This window comes from Mesorhizobium sp. XAP4, assembly GCF_029269325.1.
In the GTDB taxonomy this organism is placed as follows: Bacteria; Pseudomonadota; Alphaproteobacteria; order Rhizobiales; family Rhizobiaceae; genus Mesorhizobium; species Mesorhizobium ciceri.
The window spans coordinates 213,745-236,545 of record NZ_JARIXW010000001.1 but is presented as its reverse complement, the minus strand read 5'-3'; the positions used below and the strand labels follow the sequence as shown (position 1 = coordinate 236,545).

28 protein-coding genes are annotated in these 22,801 nt (G+C 64.0%); 13 read left to right on the top strand and 15 right to left on the bottom strand.

Translation table 11 applies throughout. The features are described 5' to 3' along the window. Positions 1-17 precede the first annotated feature (17 nt). Positions 18-653: a hypothetical protein gene (locus P3C39_RS01240; RefSeq protein ID WP_275952475.1), complete on the bottom strand. Its 636-nt coding sequence runs from the start codon at positions 651-653 to the stop codon at positions 18-20. A 280-nt stretch (positions 654-933) separates the two neighbouring features. On the opposite strand from P3C39_RS01240, the gene P3C39_RS01235 reads away from it, so the two are divergent. Beyond that, on the top strand, positions 934-1,374 hold the full coding sequence (locus P3C39_RS01235) for a DUF2267 domain-containing protein (RefSeq protein WP_013530134.1): 441 nt from the start codon (positions 934-936) through the stop codon (positions 1,372-1,374). Between the two features lie 62 nt (positions 1,375-1,436). Here the strand turns inward: P3C39_RS01235 and P3C39_RS01230 are convergent, their stop codons facing one another. The 3 genes from P3C39_RS01230 to P3C39_RS01220 form a co-directional block, all read right to left on the bottom strand. Further along, the gene (locus P3C39_RS01230) at positions 1,437-1,652 is read right to left on the bottom strand and encodes a hypothetical protein (RefSeq protein WP_275952474.1); all 216 of its coding nucleotides are present in this window, start codon (positions 1,650-1,652) and stop codon (positions 1,437-1,439) included. A 57-nt stretch (positions 1,653-1,709) separates the two neighbouring features. Next, complete coding sequence (locus P3C39_RS01225) at positions 1,710-1,955, bottom strand: hypothetical protein (RefSeq protein ID WP_027162073.1); 246 nt, start codon at positions 1,953-1,955, stop codon at positions 1,710-1,712. Between the two features lie 180 nt (positions 1,956-2,135). Beyond that, a complete protein-coding gene (locus P3C39_RS01220; protein ID WP_275952473.1) occupies positions 2,136-3,038 on the bottom strand; it encodes an alpha/beta fold hydrolase in 903 nt (300 codons plus the stop codon). A 101-nt stretch (positions 3,039-3,139) separates the two neighbouring features. Between P3C39_RS01220 and P3C39_RS01215 the strand changes: the two genes are divergently transcribed. Beyond that, on the top strand, positions 3,140-4,105 hold the full coding sequence (locus P3C39_RS01215; protein ID WP_275952472.1) for a LysR family transcriptional regulator: 966 nt from the start codon (positions 3,140-3,142) through the stop codon (positions 4,103-4,105). On the opposite strand, the gene P3C39_RS01210 is transcribed toward P3C39_RS01215, so the two are convergent. Next, positions 4,068-4,772, bottom strand: coding sequence for a DUF4336 domain-containing protein (locus tag P3C39_RS01210; RefSeq protein ID WP_275952471.1), 705 nt, complete (start codon positions 4,770-4,772; stop codon positions 4,068-4,070). The two genes, P3C39_RS01215 and P3C39_RS01210, sit on opposite strands and share 38 nt — an antisense overlap. A gap of 136 nt (positions 4,773-4,908) precedes the next feature. Between P3C39_RS01210 and P3C39_RS01205 the strand changes: the two genes are divergently transcribed. After that, positions 4,909-5,481 (top strand): TetR/AcrR family transcriptional regulator, encoded by a 573-nt coding sequence (locus P3C39_RS01205; protein ID WP_275952470.1) that lies wholly within the window; start codon positions 4,909-4,911, stop codon positions 5,479-5,481. Positions 5,482-5,542: 61 nt separating this feature from the next. Here P3C39_RS01205 and P3C39_RS01200 read toward each other — a convergent pair whose 3' ends face one another. Together P3C39_RS01200 and P3C39_RS01195 are read right to left on the bottom strand one after the other, a co-directional pair. Beyond that, positions 5,543-5,833, bottom strand: a complete 291-nt coding sequence (locus P3C39_RS01200; RefSeq protein WP_275952469.1) for a hypothetical protein — start codon at positions 5,831-5,833, stop codon at positions 5,543-5,545. 127 nt (positions 5,834-5,960) lie between these two features. Next, entirely contained in the window at positions 5,961-6,410 is a 450-nt protein-coding gene (locus tag P3C39_RS01195; RefSeq protein ID WP_013530126.1) for a GatB/YqeY domain-containing protein, read from the bottom strand. A 276-nt stretch (positions 6,411-6,686) separates the two neighbouring features. Between P3C39_RS01195 and carA the strand changes: the two genes are divergently transcribed. Beyond that, positions 6,687-7,904: a glutamine-hydrolyzing carbamoyl-phosphate synthase small subunit gene (gene carA / locus P3C39_RS01190; protein ID WP_013530125.1), complete on the top strand. Its 1,218-nt coding sequence runs from the start codon at positions 6,687-6,689 to the stop codon at positions 7,902-7,904. A gap of 42 nt (positions 7,905-7,946) precedes the next feature. Beyond that, on the top strand, positions 7,947-8,138 hold the full coding sequence (locus P3C39_RS01185; protein ID WP_275952468.1) for a hypothetical protein: 192 nt from the start codon (positions 7,947-7,949) through the stop codon (positions 8,136-8,138). 176 nt (positions 8,139-8,314) lie between these two features. Here P3C39_RS01185 and P3C39_RS01180 read toward each other — a convergent pair whose 3' ends face one another. The 5 genes from P3C39_RS01180 to mntR all read right to left on the bottom strand — a co-directional run bounded on the left by P3C39_RS01180 (position 8,315) and on the right by mntR (position 12,497). Continuing rightward, a complete protein-coding gene (locus P3C39_RS01180; RefSeq protein WP_063172883.1) occupies positions 8,315-9,232 on the bottom strand; it encodes an aldo/keto reductase in 918 nt (305 codons plus the stop codon). Next, positions 9,229-10,494: a tetracycline resistance MFS efflux pump gene (locus P3C39_RS01175; RefSeq protein ID WP_027162079.1), complete on the bottom strand. Its 1,266-nt coding sequence runs from the start codon at positions 10,492-10,494 to the stop codon at positions 9,229-9,231. The genes P3C39_RS01180 and P3C39_RS01175 overlap by 4 nt, the downstream gene beginning before the upstream one ends. Before the next feature lie 156 nt (positions 10,495-10,650). Continuing rightward, a complete protein-coding gene (locus tag P3C39_RS01170) occupies positions 10,651-11,571 on the bottom strand; it encodes a neutral zinc metallopeptidase (protein WP_013530123.1) in 921 nt (306 codons plus the stop codon). A 198-nt stretch (positions 11,572-11,769) separates the two neighbouring features. Further along, positions 11,770-11,958, bottom strand: coding sequence for a hypothetical protein (locus tag P3C39_RS01165; RefSeq protein ID WP_013530122.1), 189 nt, complete (start codon positions 11,956-11,958; stop codon positions 11,770-11,772). An 89-nt stretch (positions 11,959-12,047) separates the two neighbouring features. Then, positions 12,048-12,497 (bottom strand): manganese-binding transcriptional regulator MntR, encoded by a 450-nt coding sequence (mntR, locus tag P3C39_RS01160; protein ID WP_024504117.1) that lies wholly within the window; start codon positions 12,495-12,497, stop codon positions 12,048-12,050. A gap of 235 nt (positions 12,498-12,732) precedes the next feature. Between mntR and P3C39_RS01155 the strand changes: the two genes are divergently transcribed. From P3C39_RS01155 to P3C39_RS01145, 3 genes are all read left to right on the top strand, one after another. Then, positions 12,733-14,097 (top strand): Nramp family divalent metal transporter, encoded by a 1,365-nt coding sequence (locus tag P3C39_RS01155; protein ID WP_013530120.1) that lies wholly within the window; start codon positions 12,733-12,735, stop codon positions 14,095-14,097. An 87-nt stretch (positions 14,098-14,184) separates the two neighbouring features. Further along, entirely contained in the window at positions 14,185-15,033 is an 849-nt protein-coding gene (locus tag P3C39_RS01150) for a protein-L-isoaspartate O-methyltransferase (protein WP_275953150.1), read from the top strand. A 102-nt stretch (positions 15,034-15,135) separates the two neighbouring features. Further along, positions 15,136-15,786 (top strand): dihydrofolate reductase family protein, encoded by a 651-nt coding sequence (locus P3C39_RS01145; RefSeq protein WP_027162082.1) that lies wholly within the window; start codon positions 15,136-15,138, stop codon positions 15,784-15,786. Positions 15,787-15,865: 79 nt separating this feature from the next. On the opposite strand, the gene P3C39_RS01140 is transcribed toward P3C39_RS01145, so the two are convergent. Next, entirely contained in the window at positions 15,866-16,735 is an 870-nt protein-coding gene (locus P3C39_RS01140; protein ID WP_024504120.1) for a LysR substrate-binding domain-containing protein, read from the bottom strand. Between the two features lie 98 nt (positions 16,736-16,833). On the opposite strand from P3C39_RS01140, the gene P3C39_RS01135 reads away from it, so the two are divergent. After that, entirely contained in the window at positions 16,834-17,433 is a 600-nt protein-coding gene (locus P3C39_RS01135) for a LysE family translocator (protein ID WP_275952467.1), read from the top strand. Between the two features lie 250 nt (positions 17,434-17,683). Here P3C39_RS01135 and P3C39_RS01130 read toward each other — a convergent pair whose 3' ends face one another. Further along, positions 17,684-18,478 carry an SDR family oxidoreductase gene (locus P3C39_RS01130; RefSeq protein ID WP_275952466.1) on the bottom strand — a complete coding sequence of 265 codons (795 nt, stop codon included), beginning with the start codon at positions 18,476-18,478 and terminating at the stop codon, positions 17,684-17,686. 210 nt (positions 18,479-18,688) lie between these two features. Here P3C39_RS01130 and P3C39_RS01125 point away from each other — a divergent pair, with 210 nt between their 5' ends. Next, a complete protein-coding gene (locus P3C39_RS01125) occupies positions 18,689-19,147 on the top strand; it encodes a MarR family winged helix-turn-helix transcriptional regulator (RefSeq protein ID WP_024504123.1) in 459 nt (152 codons plus the stop codon). 21 nt (positions 19,148-19,168) lie between these two features. Here P3C39_RS01125 and P3C39_RS01120 read toward each other — a convergent pair whose 3' ends face one another. Further along, complete coding sequence (locus tag P3C39_RS01120) at positions 19,169-20,347, bottom strand: MFS transporter (protein WP_027162085.1); 1,179 nt, start codon at positions 20,345-20,347, stop codon at positions 19,169-19,171. A 208-nt stretch (positions 20,348-20,555) separates the two neighbouring features. Here P3C39_RS01120 and P3C39_RS01115 point away from each other — a divergent pair, with 208 nt between their 5' ends. The 3 genes from P3C39_RS01115 to P3C39_RS01105 all read left to right on the top strand — a co-directional run bounded on the left by P3C39_RS01115 (position 20,556) and on the right by P3C39_RS01105 (position 22,777). Further along, positions 20,556-20,918: a helix-turn-helix transcriptional regulator gene (locus tag P3C39_RS01115; protein ID WP_013530112.1), complete on the top strand. Its 363-nt coding sequence runs from the start codon at positions 20,556-20,558 to the stop codon at positions 20,916-20,918. 68 nt (positions 20,919-20,986) lie between these two features. Then, positions 20,987-21,751: a metallophosphoesterase family protein gene (locus tag P3C39_RS01110; protein ID WP_063168791.1), complete on the top strand. Its 765-nt coding sequence runs from the start codon at positions 20,987-20,989 to the stop codon at positions 21,749-21,751. A 123-nt stretch (positions 21,752-21,874) separates the two neighbouring features. Continuing rightward, positions 21,875-22,777, top strand: coding sequence for an SH3 domain-containing protein (locus P3C39_RS01105; RefSeq protein WP_063173777.1), 903 nt, complete (start codon positions 21,875-21,877; stop codon positions 22,775-22,777). Positions 22,778-22,801 lie beyond the last annotated feature (24 nt).

The following is a 22,801-nucleotide window of genomic DNA, read 5'->3' as shown; positions in this document are numbered from 1 at the left end:
CTGCCCTCTCGGACGCGTTATCCGATCCGCGCCTTGCCGTCGCTGTCCGGCACGTTTGGAAACAGCACCTTCAGCTTGTGTTCCGCGCTTGCCCAACTGCGCCTGTGATATTGCCACAGGCACCAGTTGCTCACCGCAAAAGCTAGAATGCCGACAGTCACGGCGAGACTGACCGTCGAGCCAACGACAACCTTGAGCATCACGCCGGCAAAGACACCGGCGATGGCACCGTTGACGACATTCACCATCCCTGCGGTTCCGGCGAACGCTTGCCAGGGCCTTGGCTTGAGGCCGACATCGGCCAGCAGAGCCGTTTGGTTGTCATGGGTGGAGTGAACCAGATAGCGCGCCATCGAAGGGGCGAACTCGGTGTAGCAATGCCTGATGCGTGCCATGCCGCGGGCGTGGACCATGTCTTCGATGGCCACCTGCACAGCCCTGACGAATGTCACCAGCCCAATGAAGTAGAGGCACGGCAACAGGATCAGGCTGAACAGCATGAAAGGAAGCCCCATCCTCGTCACCTGGGCCACGAAAGCAAGGGCGATCGTGGCGCTGGATACCGAAGTCAGGAACAAATTTGCGCGCTGATTTGCCTCCTGAATAGTCGCCGCCCTGGCGGTCCCCAGCACCAAATGCTCCGTCGTCATCATCTGCAGGAGTTGCTGTCGGTTCTCGCCTTCATTGGTTTTTGTCTTTCTTGCAGGCATCGCAAAAAATCCGTTGCAGGACGCGCTCCCCCCAACCAGTTCCTCAAAGCCGCCCACCCAGGAACGAACTGCTTCGGAAGGGGTTCCGGCGCAACCAAGACCGCTACCGTGGATCCCGGGGCAGAGCCGGATCACAGGCCGAGCCAATTTGTCGACAGATAGCGAAACGATTGTCCCTGAGCATCGTTTCGAAACCAGACATGAATTTGATGAGGAGGCGATGATGAGCGCTACCGGTTTGGATGTCTTTGACAGGACGCTGCAGACAACCAACATCTGGCTCGACGAGATCATGGACGATCATGGTCCGGATCGGCGAATTGCATGGCACATATTGGGCGCGGTCCTGCGGACCGTAAGGGACAGGCTGCAGATCGGGCTTGCGGCCAAACTTGGGGCGGAACTGCCGCTCCTGGTGCGCGGCGCCTATTACGACCACTACCGGCCCGCAGCCGAGCCGGACAAAACGCGCTCCCTGGAAAACTTCTCGCAGCACATCGGCGAGGAATTGAAATCGATCCGCCCCGTCGATCCCGAGGATGCAGCACGCTCGGTGTTCCGAGTTCTTGCACGGCATATTGATCTTGGCCAATCGGCTAAGGTGCGCGATGCGCTGCCGAAGGAAATCCAGGCGCTCTGGCCGGAAAGCCTCGGTGTCAAATAGAGATGGCACGAATCTGACGGCTCCCCGGACAGCCAGGCCGAGGCTGGCGCCCCTGTCGGGCGTCAGTCCCGCAAACGGTTGGCGGCATGATCCTGATGCTGCTCGGTCGCGACCTGCCTGGAGTCCAAACCGCGTTCTTTGGAATGCTGTGCCTTGTCGCGATTGGACAGAACCTTGTTTTCTTCGAGCTTGTCTTTTGGCGTCACGGTCATGGCGCCTGTGCCGGAACCCTTTCCCTGTGAACCTGCTCCGATGCGCTTCTTGCTGCCGCGTGCCATGGGCTGCCTCCAATCTATGACGAATGTTCCAGGAGCGTTGCTGGTCCGTGACGCGCTTTAGTCGTCGGCACGGTTCTTGTGATGGGCGCTTTCCTGATTCTTGCCGCGAAGCATGTTGCGGTCGTCTGGATCGACGAGGTCCGGTGTATCGGTCCTCATGTCCGATCCCTTGCGCAGTGCTTCGCGTTCCGCCGCTGATCGTTTCAGATCCGCCTCGGCATCAAAATCCTTGCCGGCGTTTTTTGTGTTTTCCCGCTCTTCAATGATGCGAATTTGTTGATCGTGGGTTTTGCGTCCAGTCATCGCTTTCCTCCGGCGTGCTCGTGTCGGCGCGCGAAAGTGGTGCGTCGCCGACCGTCTCTAAGGTCGGTTACGGCGTTTGCCTGGCCGAGCCTGCCTTCGTGCTGATAATGGCAAGGTGACGGGATCGTTCCGAAAGGCGTTGAAAAGCTTCTCGCCAGATGGCTCGGCTCGGCCCGGCGCTCACATTGACGCAGGCTCCGGCTGGCGCCCGCCCTTGTGAACCGCAGCGTCCCTTGAACGCTCGGCAACCGCCGGGCTGGTGCCGGATGCCTTTGCCGTCGCGGCACTCGGCTCCGCGCAGAAATCGATGACAGCCTGGATGAACTCTGCCGGATATTCGATGTTCGACAGATGGACCGCAGGCAGCACAACCAGCTTCGCGCCGGGCACCGTCGCGGCGATCAGCTCGCTGTGGCTGGCTGCCGTCACCGTGTCGTGCCGACCGGCGATCACCAGCGTCGGCCGGGGTATCAGTGCCACGGTACGGCGAAGGTCCGCGTCGCGAACCGCCGCGAACAGACCCGCCAGGCCCTGCCGGTCGATAGCCAGCAGCATGGCGCGAAAGTCTTCGACCACAGGCTCGTTGGCGGCAACCAGCGACGCGGGGAACCAGTTGCTCAGGAACGTCTCGGCGGTTTCCGACATGTCCGGCGCCTGGCGCACCGCAGCGATCCGCTCGTCGAAATAGCTTGCCGGCGCCAGATGGGACGAGGTGTTGCTCAGGATCAGCCGGTCGATCCGCTCGGGCGCGTGGATGCCGAGCCACTGCGCGACGAACCCGCCGAGCGACAGGCCAAGGAAATGTACGCGTTGCAGGTCGAGCGCATCGAGCAACTCGATGACGTCGCGGCCAAGCCGGTCCAGCGAATAGGCGCCGACCGGAACGCTCGATCCGCCATGGCCGCGAAAGTCGTAGCGCAGGACACGAAAATGCTTCGACAATTCGCCGACCTGCCCATCCCACATGTGCAGCGTGGTGCCGATGGAATTCGACAGCACCAGCACCGGCTTGCTTGCCTCGCCGTCGAAGCGGTAGGCGATGCGCGTGCCGTCGCCCGTTGTGACGAAATTCAGCTCATTCATGATGAAGATTCCTTCTGGAACGTTGAACGAGACAGAGCCTAGCTGTGGAGCGATTTTGTTGATATTACAAAGATAAGACAATCTCTGTAACAAAAACCGACATGGCCGAATTCACCCTGCACGATCTGCAATGCTTCGATGCGGTGGTCCGCACCGGCGGTTTTCAGCCTGCGGCGGCCATGCTGTATCGCTCGCACCCCGCGGTGTTCGCCGCCGTCGCCAAGCTGGAGCGACAGCTCGGCCTCGTCCTTTTGGATCGCAGCGGCTATCGCGTGCGTCCGACCGAGGCCGGGCTGTCGTTCCACCGCCGAGCGCTATCGCTGCTGCGCGAGCTGGACGGTTTGCGCGTCCATGCCGCCCAGTTGGCGATGGGTGAGGAAAGCGAGATCCATGTGGTGATCGGCGACCTGTGCCCGCGCCCGCAGGTGCTGGGCATGCTCGGGCGATTCTTCGCACAGTTGCCCGGCACGCGCCTGCATCTGCATTTCGAAGCGGTGGGCGGCCCATGGGAGCGTCTCTTCGACGACGAAGCCGACCTGATCCTGCACTGGGTCGACAAGGGCAATGCGCGGGTGGAATGGGTCGATTTGTGCAAGGTGTCCTTCATTCCCGTGGTGGCGCCGGGCTTTCTGCCTCAGCGTATCGAGCAGCCGATCACCCCGGACCAGATGCAGGCACTCACCCAATGCGTCATGCGCGACAGCGCCCGCCATTCGCCACAACAAAACTATTCGCTGATCGAAGGCGCGCCGCAATGCCTCGTCGCCGACCAGGGCATGAAGAAGGAGATCATCCTGCAGGGCCTTGGCTGGGGCCACCTGCCCCGCTTCCTGATCGAGGAAGAACTGCAGGACGGACGCCTGCACTCCATTGCCGGCCGTCATCTGCCGGGCCGCACCGACGAACTGGTGGTGGCGCGCCGCCGCGACCGGCCGCATGGGCCGATCGCGAACCGGCTGTGGGATCATATCCAGCAGGAAGCGCCGGCATTGCGCCGTGTGCTCGAAGCGCCGAAATCCGCCGAGGAAGTCAGCGGCCAACCAGCCAGCGAAAAGCGCGACGGATGAACGTTTGAGCGTCCTCCGTCACTGGTTCGCCGTGCGCCATCAGCACTCTTTCGGCCGGCCATGCCAGTATGCGTTGAAGAGCGGCACGCGCGGCGCGCCGGTCGGTAAAGCCGGCGCGGAATTTTCGCGGCACTGAGGGCTCTGCGGCCACCATCAGATCCAGCCGGGCTACGAGCGCCCGCCAGCCCTTGAACCATCCGGCGTGGAAATGCTGGATCAGATCGGTGAACAACACTGTCCTGCTTGCGCGGTGGAAGAAGACAATCTCGGTGGTGATCCTGTTGCCGCGCACGACGACCTGGTCGAGATCGTCCGCCCAGTCGGCGGCAGGCGTATCGCCGAGCTCGCCGCAGAAGAGGATATCTCGGCGCTTTTCCCGCAGGCCGGGTGGCGCATAGACCTTGGCATCGGGATAGCCGCGCTGCCAGTCAGCGAGAAACACGTGGTGAAGCGAATTGGGCGGGATCAGGAAGCGCACCACGCCCAGAGCGTCTACATCGGCACGCAGCTCGTTCGTGAGCTCTACCGGTGACCAGATGAACAAACCGCCCCCGGACAATCCGATAACGGCCATACGCGTGGGATAGTGAAAGCCGGCGGCCGCCGTGACGATCGGATCATCCGCAATCCAGATCCCAAGGCCGAATTCCTTGAGACTACCAGCCATTTGCACATTGCTTCCCATAGAGCCGCTTGAATTCCGATGCGCCACGGTCGACCCTTCGCGGGATTGGCGGCTGCCGCAATGCGGCGGTCACGCAGCAAAAATTTACATATGTGTAAATTTACACTAGGGTATAAAAATGACAACCCCAAAGCGGACCGAACGGTCGCGAAGCCTCATCCTCGATGCCGCCGAACTGGCGTTTCGGGAGATGGGGTTTGCCAACACCTCGGTCGAGGAGATCGCGACGCGCGCCGGCTTGACCCGCAAAACGGTCTACAATCTGTTCAGTTCGAAAGAAGAAATCGCGTTGCGGCTCATCGCCCGCGTGGAGGCGGGCGATGCCGCCTACCGCGCCCGCATGGCGGCGAACGAAGAGGTATTCGTCATGCTCGAGACAGTCTTTCTCGACAGCGCCGGCTGGTGCCTGGCCAATCCCTCGCTTGCCAGGCTGGCTCTTGCCCCCGCCGAGCGTCCGTCCCTACAGCCGCCGCCCGACCGGCCCTCATTCCAGCGCCTGGTCCGGGACCTTCTGGTGCTCGGCCAACGGCAAGGTGTCATTCGCAGGGATGACGATGCCAATTTCATGGCGCTGGTCCTGCTTGGAATATACGGCCAGGCGATGCTTTCGGCGCTTTCGGCCGGGTCATTCAGCGAGGACGAGATCAGGCACCTCATCCGCATCGTCGTTGAAGGGATCGGCAAACGCTAACTACGCGAACCACTTGTCCGCCGATCTCCAAAGCGCCGCAGGAGTGCTCCCGGCCTTCGCTTCATTGGCCGCTCTTCGGAGCCTTGGCGTCCTTTGAACGCTCCGCGATAGCGGGGCCGGCCCCGGACGTCTTTTCGGTTGCGGCGCTCGGCGTGACTTGTCTTGGCGGGTTTTGTCCCTCCGACTGGCGGGTGCGGTCTTCCACTTCGCCCATCCGGCGGGTGAGCCCTATTCCGCCGGCAGGCTTCTCGTTGGCGGCCGCATCCTGGGAGAATTCATCGGAAGCGTCGGCATCGGTCTTTGCCGGATATTTCGTCGCACCGGTTTCATAGCGGGTTTCGTTCTCAGTCATGGCATCTCTCCAGTTGCATGACGGATAAACATCTCGGCGCTATCCGGGTTCCAATTCCTGGACTTGGATTCCGGACGGATCTGGATTCCGCCCGGTCGGCCACCCAAGCGACGAGATGAGCAGCACCCTACTGCAGCAGACCCTTGACGATGCCGCTCGCCTTGCCGAAATCCATCTGGCCGGCATATTTCTGTTTCAGCGCGGCAATCACCTTGCCCATGTCCTTCTGGCTGGCCGCACCGGTCGCGGCGATCGCCTCGCGCGCCGCCGCGGTTACCGCCGCATCGTCCAGTTGCGTCGGCAGGAAGGTGCGGATGATCTCCATCTCGCCGCGCTCCTGCGCGGCCAGTTCCGGCCGCTTGCCGTCATCGAAGGCTTTGGCCGATTCCTCGCGCTGCTTCACCATCTTGGCCAGGATCTGCAGGATCTCCTCGTCGCTGGCCGGCTCCTTGCCTGACCCGCGATTGGCAATGTCGCGGTCGTGAATGGCGGCCTGGATCAGCCGCAATGTCGGCAGCCGGTGCTTGTCCTGCGCCTTCATCGCGCTCTTCAGGGATTCGGCGATTTTGCCGCGCATGGTGCATTCTCCTTCGATCGGCGCGGACAATAGCGCCGCGGGCGAGCCAAGGCAAACTCTGATGTGCCGAGGCAAGCCACTGATTTTGCTAGGCGAAATAAAATATGGCGGCATTTCGCATGATCATTGACCGCCCTGCCCCCTTCCCCTATGTACTGGGCCTTGCATGAACGGAAATTTGACTGCGTGGAAGCCGCGAAATCGCCGCTTCGCGCCGTTTGCCGCGCAGATGGCCCGCCGGGCCGGTTGCAGCGCGCGGCCTGACAGGAGTGCCGCATGGCCGAGATGACGCCCGCCTTGACCCCCGCTTGGGCCACGGAAAAGCCGACCGCCCTTCTGGTGCTGGCCGACGGCACCGTCATCGAAGGTCGCGGTCTCGGCGCCACCGGCTCCGCTGTCGCCGAAGTCTGCTTCAACACGGCGCTGACCGGCTATCAGGAAATCCTCACCGATCCGTCCTATGCCGGCCAGATCGTCACCTTCACCTTCCCGCATATCGGCAACATCGGCACCAATGACGAGGACATCGAGGATCTCAATCCGGTCGCCCGCGCCGGCGCCGTCGGCGCCGTGTTCAAGGCCGATGTCACCAACCCGTCCAACTACCGTGCCGGCACTGGTCTCGACCAGTGGCTGAAGAAGCGCGGCATCGTCGCTTTGTCGGGCATCGACACCCGCGCGCTCACCGCGCTGATCCGTGAAAAGGGCATGCCCAACGCCGTCATCGCGCATGCGCCCGATGGCGTGTTCGACATCGACGATCTGAAGCGCCGCGCCGCCGCATGGTCGGGCCTGATCGGGCTGGATCTCGCCAAGGAGGTCACCTCGGGCCAGTCCTCGGTCTGGCGCGAGACGCCCTGGGTGTGGAACGAAGGCTTTGGCGAACAGATCGAACCGACAATGCACGTCGTCGCCATCGACTACGGCGTCAAACGCAACATCTTGCGCCTGCTCGCCGGCCTCGGCGCCAAGGTCACCGTGGTGCCGGCCAAGTCCGGCGCCGAGGAAATCCTCGCCATGCAGCCGGACGGCATTTTTCTCTCCAACGGCCCCGGCGACCCGGAAGCCACCGGCGACTATGCCGTTCCGGTCATCCGGGATCTGCTGAAGACCGACATCCCGGTGTTCGGCATCTGCCTTGGCCACCAGATGCTGGCGCTGGCGCTGGGCGGCAAGACCGCCAAGATGCACCAGGGCCATCACGGCGCCAACCATCCGGTCAAGGACCACACCACCGGCAAGGTCGAGATCGTCTCGATGAACCACGGCTTTGCCGTGGATGCCGACTCGCTGCCATCAGGCGTCGAGGAAACCCACGTCTCGCTGTTCGACGGTTCGAATTGCGGCATCACGCTGACCGGCCGGCCGGTGTTCTCGGTCCAGCATCACCCCGAGGCTTCGCCCGGCCCGCAGGATTCGCACTACCTGTTCCGCCGCTTCGTCAATTTGATCCGCGAAAAGCGCGGTGAGGAATTGCTGGCCGAACGGGCTTAGCGGACCGCCGCGACGGCGCGGCGCAGTTTTGGGGGCAAAGACATGCGTAAGAATACGGACCTGCATGCCGCTGAAGAAGCCCTTGAAGACGCCGCAGATGTGGCGATCTACGACGAACGCAAGGCTCAGCTGAAAACCGAAAAAGCACTGCCCGCTGACGCGACCATAGAGATTTTGCGGGGCCGGCTCACGCACGCCGAACTGGCGCAGATCAATATTCGGCATTCCGAGTGAAATGGATTGAATTGAGCATTAAATCCTCGACGAGGAAGCTTTGATCATTCGAAGGCAAATCGCGTGACTTCGACATTTGGCTGAGACCTGCCTCCCGTCGTCATTCACGGCGGACTCCGCAAAGCGAATGGTCGATAGCGCCGCAGGCAGATCTCCAAGCGGCACAAGCCTCGCCCTCACGCCACCGGCCGACCTTCGCTGGCCTCCAAGATGGCGAACCATTGCTGGCGGTCGAGCACGATGTCCAGCGCCCTGACCATGGCCGCCAGCCTTTCCGGCTTCATCGAACCCAGCACCGGCACCAATCGGGCCGGATGGCGCAGTAGCCAGGCGATCGCGACGGCAGCCAGATCGCCGGCACCGATTTCCGCTGCCACCTCGGCAAGCGCTGTCCGCACCCGCGCCTCGCGCCCCTCCTTGCAGGTGAACAGCGAGCCGCCCCCGAGCGGCGACCAGATCATCGGCGCATAGGCAAGGCGCTGCGCGTGGTCGAGGCTGCCATCGGTCAGCGCTGATGTCTTCAGCACCGACATCTCGATCTGGTTGGTGGCGAGCGCGAACGGCATCCGCGAGGCCAGCAAATCGAACTGCGACGGCGTGAAATTGGAGACGCCGATCGTCCGCACTCTGCCCGATGTGACCAGCCCGGCAAGGGCTGCCGCCGTCTCGTCGCCATCCATCAGCGGGTCTGGCCGGTGCAGCAGCAACAGGTCGAGATAGTCGGTGCCGAGATTGGCGAGCGAGCGGTCGACGGAGGCTGCGATATGGGTGGCACTGGTATCGTAATGCTTCAGCCGGTTGTCCGGCCGGCTTGGCGCTTTCTTCATGATATCGCACTTCGAGATCAACTCGATGCCGTCGCGCTTGCCTTTCCAGCGCGCCAGCCCGGCGCCGAAGGCCGCTTCAACCTCATAGTGCCCATAGATGTCGGCATGGTCAAAGCTGGTCAGTCCGAGATCGACGGCGGTGCCGATCAGCCGTGCGACATGATCGGCATCCGGGCGGGCGGCGCTGCCGAGCAGCCGCGAGGCGCCGAAGACCAGTCGCGACAGCGATGGTCCATCCCTGGTGAGCGCAATGCGGCTGTGACTCACACCTGTGCTCCATCCTCAGCGACATCGGTGGCGACATTCGTGCGCGCTGCCGGCCTCGCAACTTTCGTCACAAAGACGATGACCGCCAGCGTCAGGAAGCACGCTCCCAGCAGATAGGGCGCGCCGCCGAAGGTCACCGGCGCGCTTGGCCCGGTGAACCAGGAAAAGATCGCCGTGTAGAGCAGCGGCGTGATGATCGAGGTGATCGAGAAGATCGAGGTCATCGCGCCCTGCAGTTCGCCTTGCGCCGAAGGCGGCACCTTGGCGGCGGCGAGGCTCCTCAGCGGCGGGTCGGCCAGCGCTTCCAGGCAGCCGACGACGATCACCGCATAGATCATCCAGCCTTGCGACGCGAAGGCGTAGCCGAAGGCGCTGGCTGCCGTGAATGTCAGGCCGATGACTGCGGTCTTCCACTCGCCAAGCCTAGGGATGACGCGCGGCAGCACCGTCGCCATGACGATCGCGCCGCACAGGCCAAAGGCGCCGAGCGAGAAGCCGATCTGCTGCTCGCTCCAGCCATAGCGGTAGCTGGAGACGAACGACCAGACCGCCGGATACATCATATGCCCGAGCGTCATCAGGAAGAAGACAAGCCCGATCCAGCCGATGCCTTGATATTGGCGCATCTGCAGAAGCGTGCCGACCGGGTTGGCGCGTTTCCACTCGAAGCGGCGGCGGTGCTTGTCATCGAGCGTTTCCGGCAGGAAAAACAACGCGATGAGGAAATTAACGAAGGCGAGCCCGGCGGCGAAATAGAACGGCACGCGCGGCCCGAACGTGCCGAGCAGCCCGCCCAGAACCGGCCCGATGACGAAGCCGACGCCAAATGCGATGCCGAGCAGGCCGAAATTCTTAGCCCGATTGTCATCGTTCGAGATGTCGGCGATGAAGGCCGATGTCGTCGAATAGCTGGCGCCCGAAATGCCGGCCAGCACGCGCCCGATGAACAGCATCGGGTAGGACCAGGCGACGGCGCAGATCAGATTGTCGATGGAGAAGGTCAGCACCGATGCGAGCAGGATCGGCCGCCGCCCGAACCGGTCGCTCAAGCCGCCCATGATCGGCGCGAAGAAGAACTGCATCGCCGCATAGACGAAGAACAGCCAGCCGCCTTCGATCGCCGCGCCGCTGATGCTGACCCCGGTCAATTCCCGGAGATAGGCCGGCAGCACCGGCATGATCATGCCGAAGCCGATAATGTCGAGCAGCAGCGTGGTGAAGACGAGCGCAAGGCCCCGTCTGGCGGTTTTGGGGTCGATCATGCAGGATCAAGCTCCTCTGCTCGCCCTCAGGCGCAGGCGGACGCACCTTATAGGCGAGCTCGCGGAAAGGAACAATGCAGGAACAGGCCGAATCTATTCATCCTGACACCACCTGACGGCAGCATCGCCGGCAGGTGAAGCTCGACAACGGTCTGGTCAGATCGGCCCACTCAGCGTGTTGCAATCCGACAGCTTGCCGCTCTTGTAACCACGCGCCAGCCAGGTCTGCCGCTGCTGCGAGGTGCCGTGGTTGAAGCTTTCCGGCACGACATAGCCCTGCATCTTCTTCTGCAGCGTGTCGTCGCCGATCTGCTTGGCGGCGTTCAGCGCGCTTTCGATGTCGCCCTGCTCCAATATGCCTTTCTGTCCGGTGTAGTGGGCCCACACACCGGCAAAGCAGTCGGCCTGAAGCTCGATTCGCACCGACATCTGGTTGGCCTCGACCTCGCCCATGCTCTGCCGCATCTGGTTGAACTTGGACATGATGCCGGTCAGGTTCTGCACATGATGGCCGATTTCATGCGCGATCACATAGGCGCGGGCAAATTCGCCCGAAGCGCCGAACTGCTGGTCGAGTTGCTGGAAGAAGGTCATGTCCAGATAGACCTTGTGGTCGCCGGGACAATAGAACGGTCCGGCCGCCGCGGAGGCAAAGCCGCAGGCCGAACGGACCTGGCCGGAAAACAGCACCAGCTTGGGATCCTCGTAGGTCAATCCCTGCGACTTGAAGATGCCGGTCCAGGTGTCCTCGGTCTCGGCCAGCACGGTCGCCACGAACTGCTTCATCTCGTCATTGGCCGGTGTGGCACCGTTGTCCTGGCCGCTGTTGTCGGTGATCTGGCCGCCGCCGCCCGGCAGCAGGCCGCCGTCGCCGCCACCCAGGATCGTCGAAGGATCGAAGCCGAAATACCATCCGGCCAGCACCACCAGGATGACGAGGAAGATGCTGCCGCCGCCACCGGTACGGCCGCCGATCGGAATGCGGAACTGGCCACCGCCGCCGCCGAGTCCGCCGCCGCCGCTGTCGCTGCGGTCGTCCTCGATATTGTCACTCTGACGACGGCCCTTCCAGAGCATGGCAACTCCTCGTGCAGCAAACCTCCCCGTTGCTCCGGGGCACCAGACAATTATCCCAATGGTTGCGCCAAGTCACAGCATTTTTCGATGGCCTTTTTGGCCACACGGGTCGCCTTGCGGCCAAGTTCGTTGTGGCGAGCGGCTCGGCGTTGCAATCGTCCCCGTGGCCTACGCCGATCACGTAAGCCCGACAGAGAGCTAATCTTCCTGCTTGGCGCCGGCGCTCTTGCCGTCGGAGCTCTTCGAACGCTCCTCGAAACGCGCCGCGCCCTTTTTCAGCGGATGGCCGGTTTCGGCTTCGGTCTTGCGCTCATCCCTGGCCGCCGCCTGTTTCAGTCCCTCGGCTGCCTGCTTGCCCTTTGCCGCCGGCGTTTGTTCGATGCCCATCGTTTCCTCCCTTTCGCGCGCCAATCGCACGGATCTGGTGCAAACGTGTCTGGCGTGCGACGGTTCCGGCGACGCGGGAACTCTGGCGCTCAGCGCGCCGTCATCGCCTTGCGGAAGGCTTCCAGCGTCTCGGCGCTGACATGGTGCTCGATGCCCTCGGCATCGATGCGCGCCGTCTCCGCACTGACACCGAGCGAGCGCAAGAAAGCTTCCACCGTCTGGTGGCGGATGCGGCTTTCCTCCGCGACTTTGCGGCCGGCTTCGGTCAGGAACACGCCACGATAGGGTTTTCTCGACACCAGACCGTCGGCGCACAGCCTGGTCAGCATCTTGGCCACTGTCGGCTGCGCGACACCGAGCCGTGCGGCGATGTCGACCTGACGCGCCTCGTTGCCGTCTTCGATCAGGTCGGCGATCAGTTCGACATAATCCTCGACCAACGCACTGCGGCGCGCTTCGCGCTGCTGCCGGAAGCCCTCCGAATGAATTTCGGCGTCGAGCAGCGGCTCGCGCGGAACTGGTCTGTTCTTCAGCACCAATACGCGCTCCTCCCAGGACTATTTGCCATCCATGCTTTCATAGCACGGGCTCTGATTCTTCAGGCCGTTTATTTGCATTCCGCAACAGGTGCAACCGGGGCTTCCGATTGCCGTTTCACCCGATGACCGCCAGCCGGATAAAAAGCAACGACAATGAAATATAGCATATTGCATAATGTTGAGCCATGGCATAGCTTAAGCCAACATCGTCCAGTCTCGCGGAAAGCCCTCCTTCATGTCTGAAGCCGAAGCCACAGCCTCCCGTTCCTCATGGCGGTTCGCCAGGCCCGACGAGGACGAGCAGCCCAGCCTGCGCGAAGTCAATTCCTCTATCGCCGTGCCGAACTCGGGCGTCTGGTTCCGTCGCCTGTTCGCCTTCATGGGTCCCGGCTACATGGTCTCGGTCGGCTATATGGACCCCGGCAACTGGGCGACCGACCTCGCCGGCGGCGCCCAGTTCGGTTACACGCTGCTGTTCATCATCATGCTGTCCAACCTGATGGCGATCCTTTTGCAGGCGCTGGCGGCACGGCTCGGCATCGCCACCGGCCGCGATCTCGCCCAAGCCTGCCGGGCCTATTATCCCCGGCCGGTGAACTTCGTGCTGTGGATCGCCTGCGAGCTGGCCATCATCGCCTGCGACCTGGCCGAAGTCATCGGCACCGCGATCGCATTGCAGCTTCTGTTCGGCATTCCGCTGATCGGCGGCGCCATGCTGACGGCGCTCGATGCCTTCCTCGTGCTGCTCCTGATGAACAAGGGGTTTCGCTATCTCGAAGCCTTCGTCATCGCGCTTTTGATCATCATCTTCAGCTGCTTCGCCATCCAGATCTTCGTCGCCGCCCCGCCGGCCGGTTCGATCCTGCATGCCATGTTCGTGCCGTCGTCGGAAATCGTCACCAATCCGGCGATGCTCTACATCGCCATCGGCATCATCGGCGCCACCGTCATGCCGCATAATCTCTATCTGCACTCCTCGATCGTGCAGACCCGCGCCTATGAACGCACCGACAAGGGCAAGCGCGACGCCATCAAATGGGCAACGACGGACTCGACCATCGCCCTGATGCTGGCTTTGTTCGTCAACGCCTCGATCCTGATCGTGTCCGCGGTCGCCTTTCACAACACCGGCCACCAGGACGTCGCAGAGATCGGCCAGGCCTTCGAGCTGCTGTCGCCGCTGCTCGGCCTCGGCATCGCCTCGATCCTGTTCGCGGTGGCGCTGCTGGCTTCCGGCCTGAACTCGACGGTGACGGCCACGCTCGCCGGCCAGATTGTTATGGAAGGCTTCCTGCGCCTGCGCATCCCCAACTGGGCACGCCGGCTGCTGACGCGCGGCCTCGCCATTATCCCGGTGGTGGTCGTCACCGCGCTCTATGGCGAAAAGGGCACCGGCCAGTTGCTGGTGTTCAGCCAGGTCATCCTGTCGATGCAACTGCCCTTCGCGGTCGTCCCGCTGGTGCAGTTCGTCTCCGACAAGAAGAAGATGGGCAATCTCGCCATTCCGCGCGGCGTCGCAGCCCTTGCCTGGGTGGTCGCCGCGATCATCCTGGTGCTCAACTTCAAGCTGCTCTACGACACCATGTTCGGGGTCGGCTGAGTTCCGCTTCGCCTGGAAACCGGCTGCCCTCTGCGCAGGGGGCAGCCTCGCGACAAATCGGCAATCCGCGCTATGTTTTCCGGCATCATGACCCGGATCGAAGACATCAGGAAATTCTACGCGCGGCTGCTGGCCGCCAATGCCGGCTCGCCCGACCCACGTCTGGAAGCGGCTTTCGCCGACGTGCCGCGCGAAGCGTTTCTCGGTCCCGGGCCGTGGACGGTCGTCGCCGGCAACGGCAAGGTCAGAACACCGAGCGCCGATCCGGCTCATATCTATCAGAACGTGCTGGTGGCGCTCGACGACGACAAGGGCATCAACAATGGCGAGCCATTCCTGCACGCCATGTGGATTGGAAAGCTTGAACCGAAACCCGGTGAGGCGGTTTGCCATATCGGCGCCGGCACCGGCTACTACACCGCCGTGCTGGCCCGGCTGGTTTCGCCAGGCGGCATCGTCACCGCTTTCGAACTCGACGAGAAGCTGGCCGATCTGGCGCGGCAAAATCTCGAAGCCTATGGCAATGCGACGGTGGTCCATGGCGATGCCGTGACGACGCCCCTGCCGCCATCCGACATCATCTATGTCAATGCCGGCGTCGTAGCGCCCCCGGCCGGATGGCTGAAGGCGCTGCGGCCAGGCGGCCGCATGATCTTTCCCTGGCGGCCGGCCGCGCGCGTCCCGCTGGCGGTGATGGTGACACGCACGCAAAAAGGCTTCGCCTGCGATCCGTTCATGCGGTCGTGGTTCATTCCCTGTGTCGGCGCCTCGGTCGCGGACCCCGCGGCGATGATCCCCATCGGCGAGCAGGCCGCGCGCAGCCGCTCGATCTGGCTGGCGCAGGACAGGGCGCCGGACGACACCGCCACCGCCATATCAGGCGATGTCTGGTTCTCGTCGGAAAATCTCCACACCGAGCCTCGCAAGCAACGGTGATTTTCCAAAATTTCGTCCTGTCCTGTCGGACCGGTGGCTCGTCGCCCGTCCTTGGGCTGAAGTCCGCCACGACGGCGTGGACCGAAGAACGGGAGCATTGGAATGAGAAAGATCATCTCTGCGACATTCATCAGCCTCGACGGCGTCATGCAGGCGCCCGGCGGCCCGCAAGAGGATCCGGTCGGCGGCTTCAAGTTCGGCGGCTGGACCTTCCATTACTTCGACGAGGCGGGGGGCGCGGCGATGGATGAACTGTTCTCCAAGCCTTTCGCCCTGCTTCTCGGCCGCAGGACCTACGATATCTTCGCCGCCTACTGGCCATATCAGAAAGATCCGATCGCGGATGCCTTCAACCCTGCGGCCAAATATGTCGCGACGCATCGGCCCGACACCCTCACCTGGCAGAACACGCAATCGCTCGGCCCTGATATCGTTGCGGAGTTGCGCCGCCTCAAGCAGGAGGATGGACCCGACCTGCTCATCCAGGGATCGGGCAACCTGATCCAAACGCTGCTCGCCAACGGGCTGATCGACGAGATCCGGCTGATGGTCTTCCCGCTGTTGCTGGGTAAGGGCAAGCGGCTGTTCGGCGACAGCGCGATCCCGGCCGCCTTCAAGCTCATTAAGTCGCAGGCAACCGGCACCGGCGTCATCATGGCGACCTACGAACGCGCGGGCGAGGTCAAGGTCGGGTCGTTTGTCACGGGAGAGCCGTCGGAAGCCGAGCTCGAGCGGCGCAGGAATTGGAAGTAGCGGGACGGCCTTGGCACCTTTCCTCTCCCTCCGGAGGGGGGAGAGCGACGGGGGAGAGGAACCCCAGTTCTGAGAAGCTTCAAGCAGCGACTGGTCGCCGCGCCAGCCCTTCCCGTATATGCCGTGCGAATTCCTGCGCCGCGGGGCCTACCCCATGCCTCGGCAGATGCAGGTTGATGGCAAAATTCGGCAGCGGCGGCAGGCCGGACTCCGATGGCAATATGTCGAGATCGGCTGGCACCGTGGAGGCCAGCCAGGTGGTGACGGCGAGGTCGGAGCGCACCGTCGCGGTCGTCGCGTCGATGTTGCCGTTCTCGAACACGGTGCGCCACTCCAGCCCATGCTCACCGAGCGCCGCCAGCACAGCCGGCCGGAAAGCGCAGGTGTCGGCGACGATCGAGACCGGCAGCGGCCGCTTGGCGCGGGCAACGCCGCCCTTGGCACCGACCCAGACCAGCCGGTCAACGACGAGGCATTCGCCGGCCGACGGGCCGGCGCATTCCTCGATCACGGCAAGGTCGATGGTCCCGGCCGCAAGGGCAGCAGTCAATTCTGGCGACGAGGCGCAGACCAGCGATATCTCGACCTGCGGATAGGTCTCGGCATAGGTCTTCAGCACCGGCGCCAGCAAGGTGCCGACAAGGTCGTAGGGCACGCCGAGCCGCACCTGGCCGGCCACCGGTGTCCCAGCCATTTCGGCCCAAATCTCGTCATTCAAGGCCAGCAGCCGCTTGCCCCTGCCGAACAGCTGTTCACCGGCGCGCGTCAGCCGCAAGCCGCGCCGGTCGCGCTCGAAGAGGCTCGAGCCGAACGCCTCCTCCAGCCGTTTGACCTGCTGGCTGACAGCACCTTGCGTCAGGTGCAGTGCATTGGCCGCCGCTGTCATGCTGGCCTTGTCGGCGACGGTGATAAAGGTGCGGATCAGCGCCATGTCGAGATTTCGGATCATGGTTAGCATTATGCTTGCTAATGTCAACCATAGCAAACATTGCATTTACTGAAGTTCGTGCGCAGCTACGATGGCAGCCCTCCCACCGAGGACGCCGCATGCTCGAGCCCATTTTCCCGCTCATCCTGTTTGCCATCGTCGCCACCACCACGCCCGGCATCGCCACGACCCTGTCGACGGCATCGGGCGCACAGTTCGGCTTTCGCCGTTCCGTACCCCTGCTGATCGGCAGCGCCGCCGGCCTCGCCACGGTGACGAGCGCCGCCGCCGCCGGGCTCGCCGGCCTGCTGCTCGCCGTGCCCTCGCTGCAACTGGCGATGAAGGTCACCGGCTCACTTTATCTCGTCTGGCTGGCGATCAAGATCGGCCGCAGCGGACCGCCTAATCTGGATGTGAGCATGGCCAGGCCGAACAGCTTTCTCGGCGGCGCCGGCATTCAATGGATGAACCCGAAGGGATGGGCGATGGGGTTGGGCGCCGCGGCGTCGTTCGCGGCATTGGCCAGCGGACCGATGCAACTCGCGCTGCTGCTCGGCGCCACTTTCGGCCTCGCGGCCGCCGCCTCGCTGTCGCTGTGGTGCGTGGCCGGCATGGTGCTGGCGCGGCTGCTCAAGACCGAGTGGCAATGGCGCGCGCTCAACATCGTGCTGGCGCTGGTGCTGGCCGCCTCGATCATTCCGATGTGGCGGTCGGTGTAAAGCGCTCAAGCCAAAACCCGCGCCAGCCCCCCACCCGGGCCTTCGGTCCGACCTCCCACAAGGGGGAGGTGGGGAGTCCAGCTTTTCGCGCCCCACAAGACCATTGTCGCATGGGCGGACAAGCCGCGTCCCCAACCTTCCCCCTTATGGGGGTCCGAAGGACGGGCGAGACCCGCGGCTCGCCCCGGCAAGTCGCTGCGAAGCAGCGGGGTGGGGTCCTGGTTCGCAAAGCGGACCAGCCTCTCAACCTTCAAACCCCGTAGCGGGCCGCCGGCTTGTCGGCGTGCAGGCTGCCGTAGAAGGCTTGCCGGGCGCCGAGGAATGTGTCGAGCTTGGCCGCATCGGCAAGCGCGGGCACGGTGACCGCCTCGCCTTTGGCCAAGCCGACAAGTGCGGCATCGACCATGTCGTCGGCGGTCATGATGATCTCCTTCGGAACGTTGGCGATATCGGTGCCGGCAAGTTCCCAGAAATCGGTCCGGGTCGCGCCCGGCAGCACCACCTGCACCTTAACATTGGTGCCCTCGACCTCACGGTGCAGGGCTTCGGTGAAGTTGACCACATAAGCTTTGGTGCCGCTGTAGATGCCGCCGAAGGCGGTGTCGAAGGCGAGCACCGAGGCGATGTTGACGATGCCGCCGCGGTTGCGTGCCAAAAGCCCCGGCAGCACGGCGCGGGTTAGACGCGTCAAGGCGATGGTGTTGACCTTGATCATGCGCTCGGCCGCGTCGACATCGGCGGTGGCCACGACGGCCTGGCCGCCGATGCCGGCATTGTTGACCAGCAGTGTGATGCTCTCGTCGGCTGTTACAGCTTGCTCGACGCGGCGCACATCATCGTCGTTTGCAAGATCGGCGCTGATCACGCCGACCTTGCGGCTATAGGTCTGGCGCAGCTTCCCGGCCAGTTCCTCCAGCCGGTCGGCGCGCCGCGCCACCAGCACCAGATCGTAGCCCTGCCCCGCCAGCCGGTCGGCATAGACCGCGCCGATGCCCGACGAAGCGCCGGTGACGACCGCCGTGCCCTTGTTGCCCTGTCCACTCATTGTCCTGTTCCTTCTTCAACTGATCTTGTTCGTTTCGAATGACCCCGGCGCCGTGGGCATCTGCCGCGCTGCCGGAAAGCCGCTTGATCTGATTTAGTGGCATATACCACTAATCGTGAAGTAGGCATATGCCACTATCTTGTCAATGAGACGGGCGGGGATTATTTGAGGGGAGCAGCCGGGCCTCATTCGCCGGCGCCAGGGACCATCATGTCAAAGGACAGCCTGCCCGGCCTCACGCTCTGCAACAACGCCGCGCTGCGCCGCGCGGCGCGCAAGCTCGGCAAGTTTTATGATGATGTGGTGGAGCCGTCAGGCCTCAAGGCGACGCAGCAGGGCCTGCTTTACCAGATCCATATGGGCGATGAGCCGGCGATGGGCGCCATCGCCACGTCGCTGATCATGGACCTGTCGGCGCTCGGCCATACGCTGAAACCGCTGATCCGCGACGGCTATGTCGAGACCTTCGCCGACCCGGAGGACCGCCGCGTCAAGCGTGTACGACTGACGCCAAAGGGCCTGGACAAGATCGAGGAAGCGATGAAACTGTGGCAAATCGCCCAGCAGCGTTTCGAGGATGTCGTCGGCAAGGACAAGGCCGAAGATTTGCGCGCGGCTCTGGATGAGATCGCCGCGCTGGATTTTGATCTGCCGCCGGCCACGCCCTAAGGCCAGCGTTTGCCAAAGACTCTACTCGGCAGGCATTTCTACAGGCCGAGCCGCCCAGCGGCCGGCGACCACGACGCCAAGCCCGACGATCGGGAAGATCGCGGCGACCAGGCCGAGATCGGCCGGCGCGCCGTAGCGCAGCACGGCACCACCGACCACGGCACCCAGCGCCACGCCGAGATAGAGCGCCGAGGCGTTGAGCGACAGCACGATCGGGGCGGCATCGGGCGCCAGCTTGATGATGCGGCTCGCCTGCGCCGGCGGGAACGCCCAGCCGACGATGCCCCACGGCACCATCATCGCCATCAGCGCCGGCCCGGCAATATGGTGCGGCAGGAAGGTCGGGATGACCGACAATAAGACCAGCATGCCGGCACTCAGCGCCAGCGACCAGCCGACGGTGCGGGTCGCACCGAACCGGTCGGCGGCCTGGCCGCCGCCAATGTTGCCGATGACGGCGCCGACGCCGAAGGCGAGCAGCATGCCGGGCAGCGCGATCTGGCTGAGACCGCCGCCCTCGATGGCAAGCGGCGCGACATAGGCAAAGACGGTGAAGGCGCCGATCAGCGCCAGCACTGTCGTCAACAGGATCGGCATCACGCCTGGACGCAGCGCTGCCGCCAGCCTGCGCTTCAAGGGCAGCCTGGTGCCAACGATGCCCTGCGGCAGCCGGTACCACAGGATCGCGCCCGCAAGCGCGCCAAGGCCGGCGATGGCAAAGAAGGTGCCGCGCCAGCCGGCGACGGTGGCAACGAGCGCGCCCAGCGGCGCACCGAGCGCAACGGCCACAGTGGTGCCGCCGACGACGACGGCGATGGCACGCGCCCGGTGATGATCATCGACCAGCGCCACCGCCGTGCCTTGCGCGGTTGCGGCGAACAGGCCCGACGACAGCGCCATGACGATGCGCGCGACCAGCAGCAGTTCGAAGGAGGAACTCAAGGCGGCGGCGATGTTGCCGATGACGAAGAACACCAGCGTCCACAGGATGACGCGGCGCCGGTCCCATTCGCCGGTCAGCGTCGCCAGGATCGGCGTGCCGACCGCATAGGCGAGCGCGAAGGCGGTGATCAGCGTGCCGGCCAGCGGAATGGAGATGCCGGCATCCGCCGCGATGTCGGGCAGAAGGCTGGAGATGACGAAGCCTTCGGTCGAGATCGTGAACGATCCGAGCGCGAGCCAGAAGAGGCGCTTGTCCATGGCGGGATGTCCTTAGTTCAAAAGTTATTGAACAATTGGACATAACAGGGCATCATGTCAATGAAGCCAGGGAAAAATAGCTGAACCTTCCTGACAGCCCTGTGTCAGCACAGGCCGGGCGGGGTTCGCGCGAGACGGAGAAAGGCCATGTGGAGCCAACAATGATGGATGCGTTGAAATCGGACCCGACTGTGCTTAGTTTCGAGCCATGACCTTGCCACACCCCAATACGGACCAGATCAGCCTGCCGATCGTGCTTGGCGTGCTCGGCGACCCGACGCGGCTTGCCATCGTGCGCTATCTCGCCAGCAAACAGGGCGTGCCGCTGAACTGCAGCCAGTTCCTCGATTTCGGCTCGAAGACCAATCTGAGCTACCACCTCGCCAAATTGCGCGAGGCCGGCGTCACCCGCGCCGAGGTGGTCGGCACCAACCGCATGATCACACTGCGCCGCGCCGATCTCGACGCCCGCTTCCCCGGCCTGCTCGACAGCGTCATCGCCGCCGCCGGCGACGATCCCGCACTGCCGGCGGTTGGCGGCCACGATATCGAAGTGCACGCCCGACCCTGAAGGACTTGGGTTCCTCGCCCACGAACGTGGGGAAAAGGAAAAGCGGCGTCACACAGGAGCTTCCCGAAATGCGCATCGCCGTCCTCGCCGATATCCACGGCAATGTGCTGGCGCTCGACGCCGTGCTTGACGACCTGCGCCGGCGCGGCGGCGCCGACCTGACCGTCAATCTCGGCGACAGCGTTTCCGGCCCGCTATGGCCGCGCGAAACGATGGAACGGCTGCAGGCGCTGAACCTGCCGACGGTGCGCGGCAACCACGACCGCCGTGTTGCCGCCGACCCCGCTGATGACACCATGTGGCCCTCCGACGTCTATGCGCAGGAGCGGCTGACCGAGGCACAGCGCCAGGTGCTGTTCGCCCAGCCGTTGACGCTGGAGATCGCACCCGGAATCATCGCTTTCCACGCCCGTCCCGACCATGACGAGAAATATCTCACTGATACGATCGTCAATGGCCAGCTGGTGCGCGCGCCGCTGACGGCGATCCGGCGGCGGCTGAAGGCGCTCGACCCGGCTTGCCGCATCGCGCTGTGCGGCCACAGCCACCGCGCGGAACTGATCCGCGTCCCCGACGGTCCCGTCATCTTCAATCCGGGCAGCATCGGCTGCCCTGCCTATGACGATTCCACGCCGCCGGCGCATGTCTCCGAGCAGGGCTCGCCGCATGCGCGCTACGGCATTGTCACCCTGGGCAGCAACGGCCAGCCCGACGGCTTCGAGGCCATCGCCGTCGACTACGACCACGAGGCGGCCGCCAGGCAGGCCGAACAAGCGGGCCGGCCGGAATGGGCTCACGCGCTCAGAACCGGGTTCATGCCCCTGCCCGGCTGAAGGCTGGCGAAACGGCGGCCCGAATTTTCGGGCTTACATGGCGCCGCGTCGTCCCTTATAAAACCGGCCGGGCTTGCGGCGGGCTCGATCCGCCGCGGCACGGTATCAGCGCACGGCCAAACGATGAGGCGCACAGTTACGCTCCGAACAATCCTCCATGCGCTGATTGCTGCTCCGCTGCTGATGACGGCGTGGCCGGTGATTGCCCCCGCTATGGCTGAAGAGATGGCCCAAGAGGCGCCGGAGCTCGTCATCTCCGTCGTTACCGGCCTGGCGCCGGACGACCTTCTCAAGGTCCGCACCACCGCATCGCCGGTCGCCACGGTCGAGGCGCGGCTGAGCAGTGGCGACATGGTCACCAATCTCGGCTGCAACGACATCAACGGCTACAAATGGTGCAAGGTCGAGAGCACGGGCAAGGAGAAGCTGAGCGGCTGGGCGCCGGCGCGCTATCTCATCCCCCTCAATCCGAACCCCTATGTCGAAGGTGAGCCAAGACCGGCCGGTGCGCCGGTGGTTGCCTCCACCGGCAGTGGGGCCGAGCAGGCCTCGGCACCGGACCAATCGCAGGCCACCGGCTCAGCCGACAGCGCGCCGGTCGCACCGCCCGACCTGACGGCGCGGCTTGGCGGCGCCGGTCCGGCAGCCGAAAGCACGCCGAAATCGCCAGAGGAAATCGGCCACGCCGCCATGCAGGATGCGTACCTACTGGCGCTGGCGGCGCCTGACGTCCCGCTTGATTCCGCTCCGACGCTGGCTTCTGGCCCCGAAATTCCTTGCGCCCGCTATGTCGGCCAGCCGATGGAGCGCTGCAAGGTCAGCGTGGTGCACAGCGCCGACAAGGCGAACATCACTGTGACCTGGCCCGATGGCGGCACGCGCATCATCTCCTTCCGTGCCGGCCAGCCGGCCGGTTCCGACGCGCCCGGCGACTTCCGCTTCACCAGGGAAGGCAGCCTCAACATGATCCGTGTCGGCGTCTCGGAGCGGTTTGAGATCACGGATCAGTTGGCGCTGGGGAATTAGAATTCAGGGGAGTAAGGGAGCAAG

Coding starts and splice junctions, on each gene's coding strand:
- P3C39_RS01240 (WP_275952475.1), bottom strand. CDS start 653: ATGATGACGACGGAGCATTTGGTGCTGGGGACCGCCAGGGCGGCGACT.
- P3C39_RS01235 (WP_013530134.1), top strand. CDS start 934: ATGAGCGCTACCGGTTTGGATGTCTTTGACAGGACGCTGCAGACAACC.
- P3C39_RS01230 (WP_275952474.1), bottom strand. CDS start 1,652: ATGGCACGCGGCAGCAAGAAGCGCATCGGAGCAGGTTCACAGGGAAAG.
- P3C39_RS01225 (WP_027162073.1), bottom strand. CDS start 1,955: ATGACTGGACGCAAAACCCACGATCAACAAATTCGCATCATTGAAGAG.
- P3C39_RS01220 (WP_275952473.1), bottom strand. CDS start 3,038: ATGAATGAGCTGAATTTCGTCACAACGGGCGACGGCACGCGCATCGCC.
- P3C39_RS01215 (WP_275952472.1), top strand. CDS start 3,140: ATGGCCGAATTCACCCTGCACGATCTGCAATGCTTCGATGCGGTGGTC.
- P3C39_RS01210 (WP_275952471.1), bottom strand. CDS start 4,772: ATGGCTGGTAGTCTCAAGGAATTCGGCCTTGGGATCTGGATTGCGGAT.
- P3C39_RS01205 (WP_275952470.1), top strand. CDS start 4,909: ATGACAACCCCAAAGCGGACCGAACGGTCGCGAAGCCTCATCCTCGAT.
- P3C39_RS01200 (WP_275952469.1), bottom strand. CDS start 5,833: ATGACTGAGAACGAAACCCGCTATGAAACCGGTGCGACGAAATATCCG.
- P3C39_RS01195 (WP_013530126.1), bottom strand. CDS start 6,410: ATGCGCGGCAAAATCGCCGAATCCCTGAAGAGCGCGATGAAGGCGCAG.
- carA (WP_013530125.1), top strand. CDS start 6,687: ATGGCCGAGATGACGCCCGCCTTGACCCCCGCTTGGGCCACGGAAAAG.
- P3C39_RS01185 (WP_275952468.1), top strand. CDS start 7,947: ATGCGTAAGAATACGGACCTGCATGCCGCTGAAGAAGCCCTTGAAGAC.
- P3C39_RS01175 (WP_027162079.1), bottom strand. CDS start 10,494: ATGATCGACCCCAAAACCGCCAGACGGGGCCTTGCGCTCGTCTTCACC.
- P3C39_RS01170 (WP_013530123.1), bottom strand. CDS start 11,571: ATGCTCTGGAAGGGCCGTCGTCAGAGTGACAATATCGAGGACGACCGC.
- P3C39_RS01165 (WP_013530122.1), bottom strand. CDS start 11,958: ATGGGCATCGAACAAACGCCGGCGGCAAAGGGCAAGCAGGCAGCCGAG.
- P3C39_RS01155 (WP_013530120.1), top strand. CDS start 12,733: ATGTCTGAAGCCGAAGCCACAGCCTCCCGTTCCTCATGGCGGTTCGCC.
- P3C39_RS01150 (WP_275953150.1), top strand. CDS start 14,185: ATGACCCGGATCGAAGACATCAGGAAATTCTACGCGCGGCTGCTGGCC.
- P3C39_RS01145 (WP_027162082.1), top strand. CDS start 15,136: ATGAGAAAGATCATCTCTGCGACATTCATCAGCCTCGACGGCGTCATG.
- P3C39_RS01140 (WP_024504120.1), bottom strand. CDS start 16,735: ATGATCCGAAATCTCGACATGGCGCTGATCCGCACCTTTATCACCGTC.
- P3C39_RS01135 (WP_275952467.1), top strand. CDS start 16,834: ATGCTCGAGCCCATTTTCCCGCTCATCCTGTTTGCCATCGTCGCCACC.
- P3C39_RS01130 (WP_275952466.1), bottom strand. CDS start 18,478: ATGAGTGGACAGGGCAACAAGGGCACGGCGGTCGTCACCGGCGCTTCG.
- P3C39_RS01125 (WP_024504123.1), top strand. CDS start 18,689: ATGTCAAAGGACAGCCTGCCCGGCCTCACGCTCTGCAACAACGCCGCG.
- P3C39_RS01120 (WP_027162085.1), bottom strand. CDS start 20,347: ATGGACAAGCGCCTCTTCTGGCTCGCGCTCGGATCGTTCACGATCTCG.
- P3C39_RS01115 (WP_013530112.1), top strand. CDS start 20,556: ATGACCTTGCCACACCCCAATACGGACCAGATCAGCCTGCCGATCGTG.
- P3C39_RS01110 (WP_063168791.1), top strand. CDS start 20,987: ATGCGCATCGCCGTCCTCGCCGATATCCACGGCAATGTGCTGGCGCTC.
- P3C39_RS01105 (WP_063173777.1), top strand. CDS start 21,875: ATGAGGCGCACAGTTACGCTCCGAACAATCCTCCATGCGCTGATTGCT.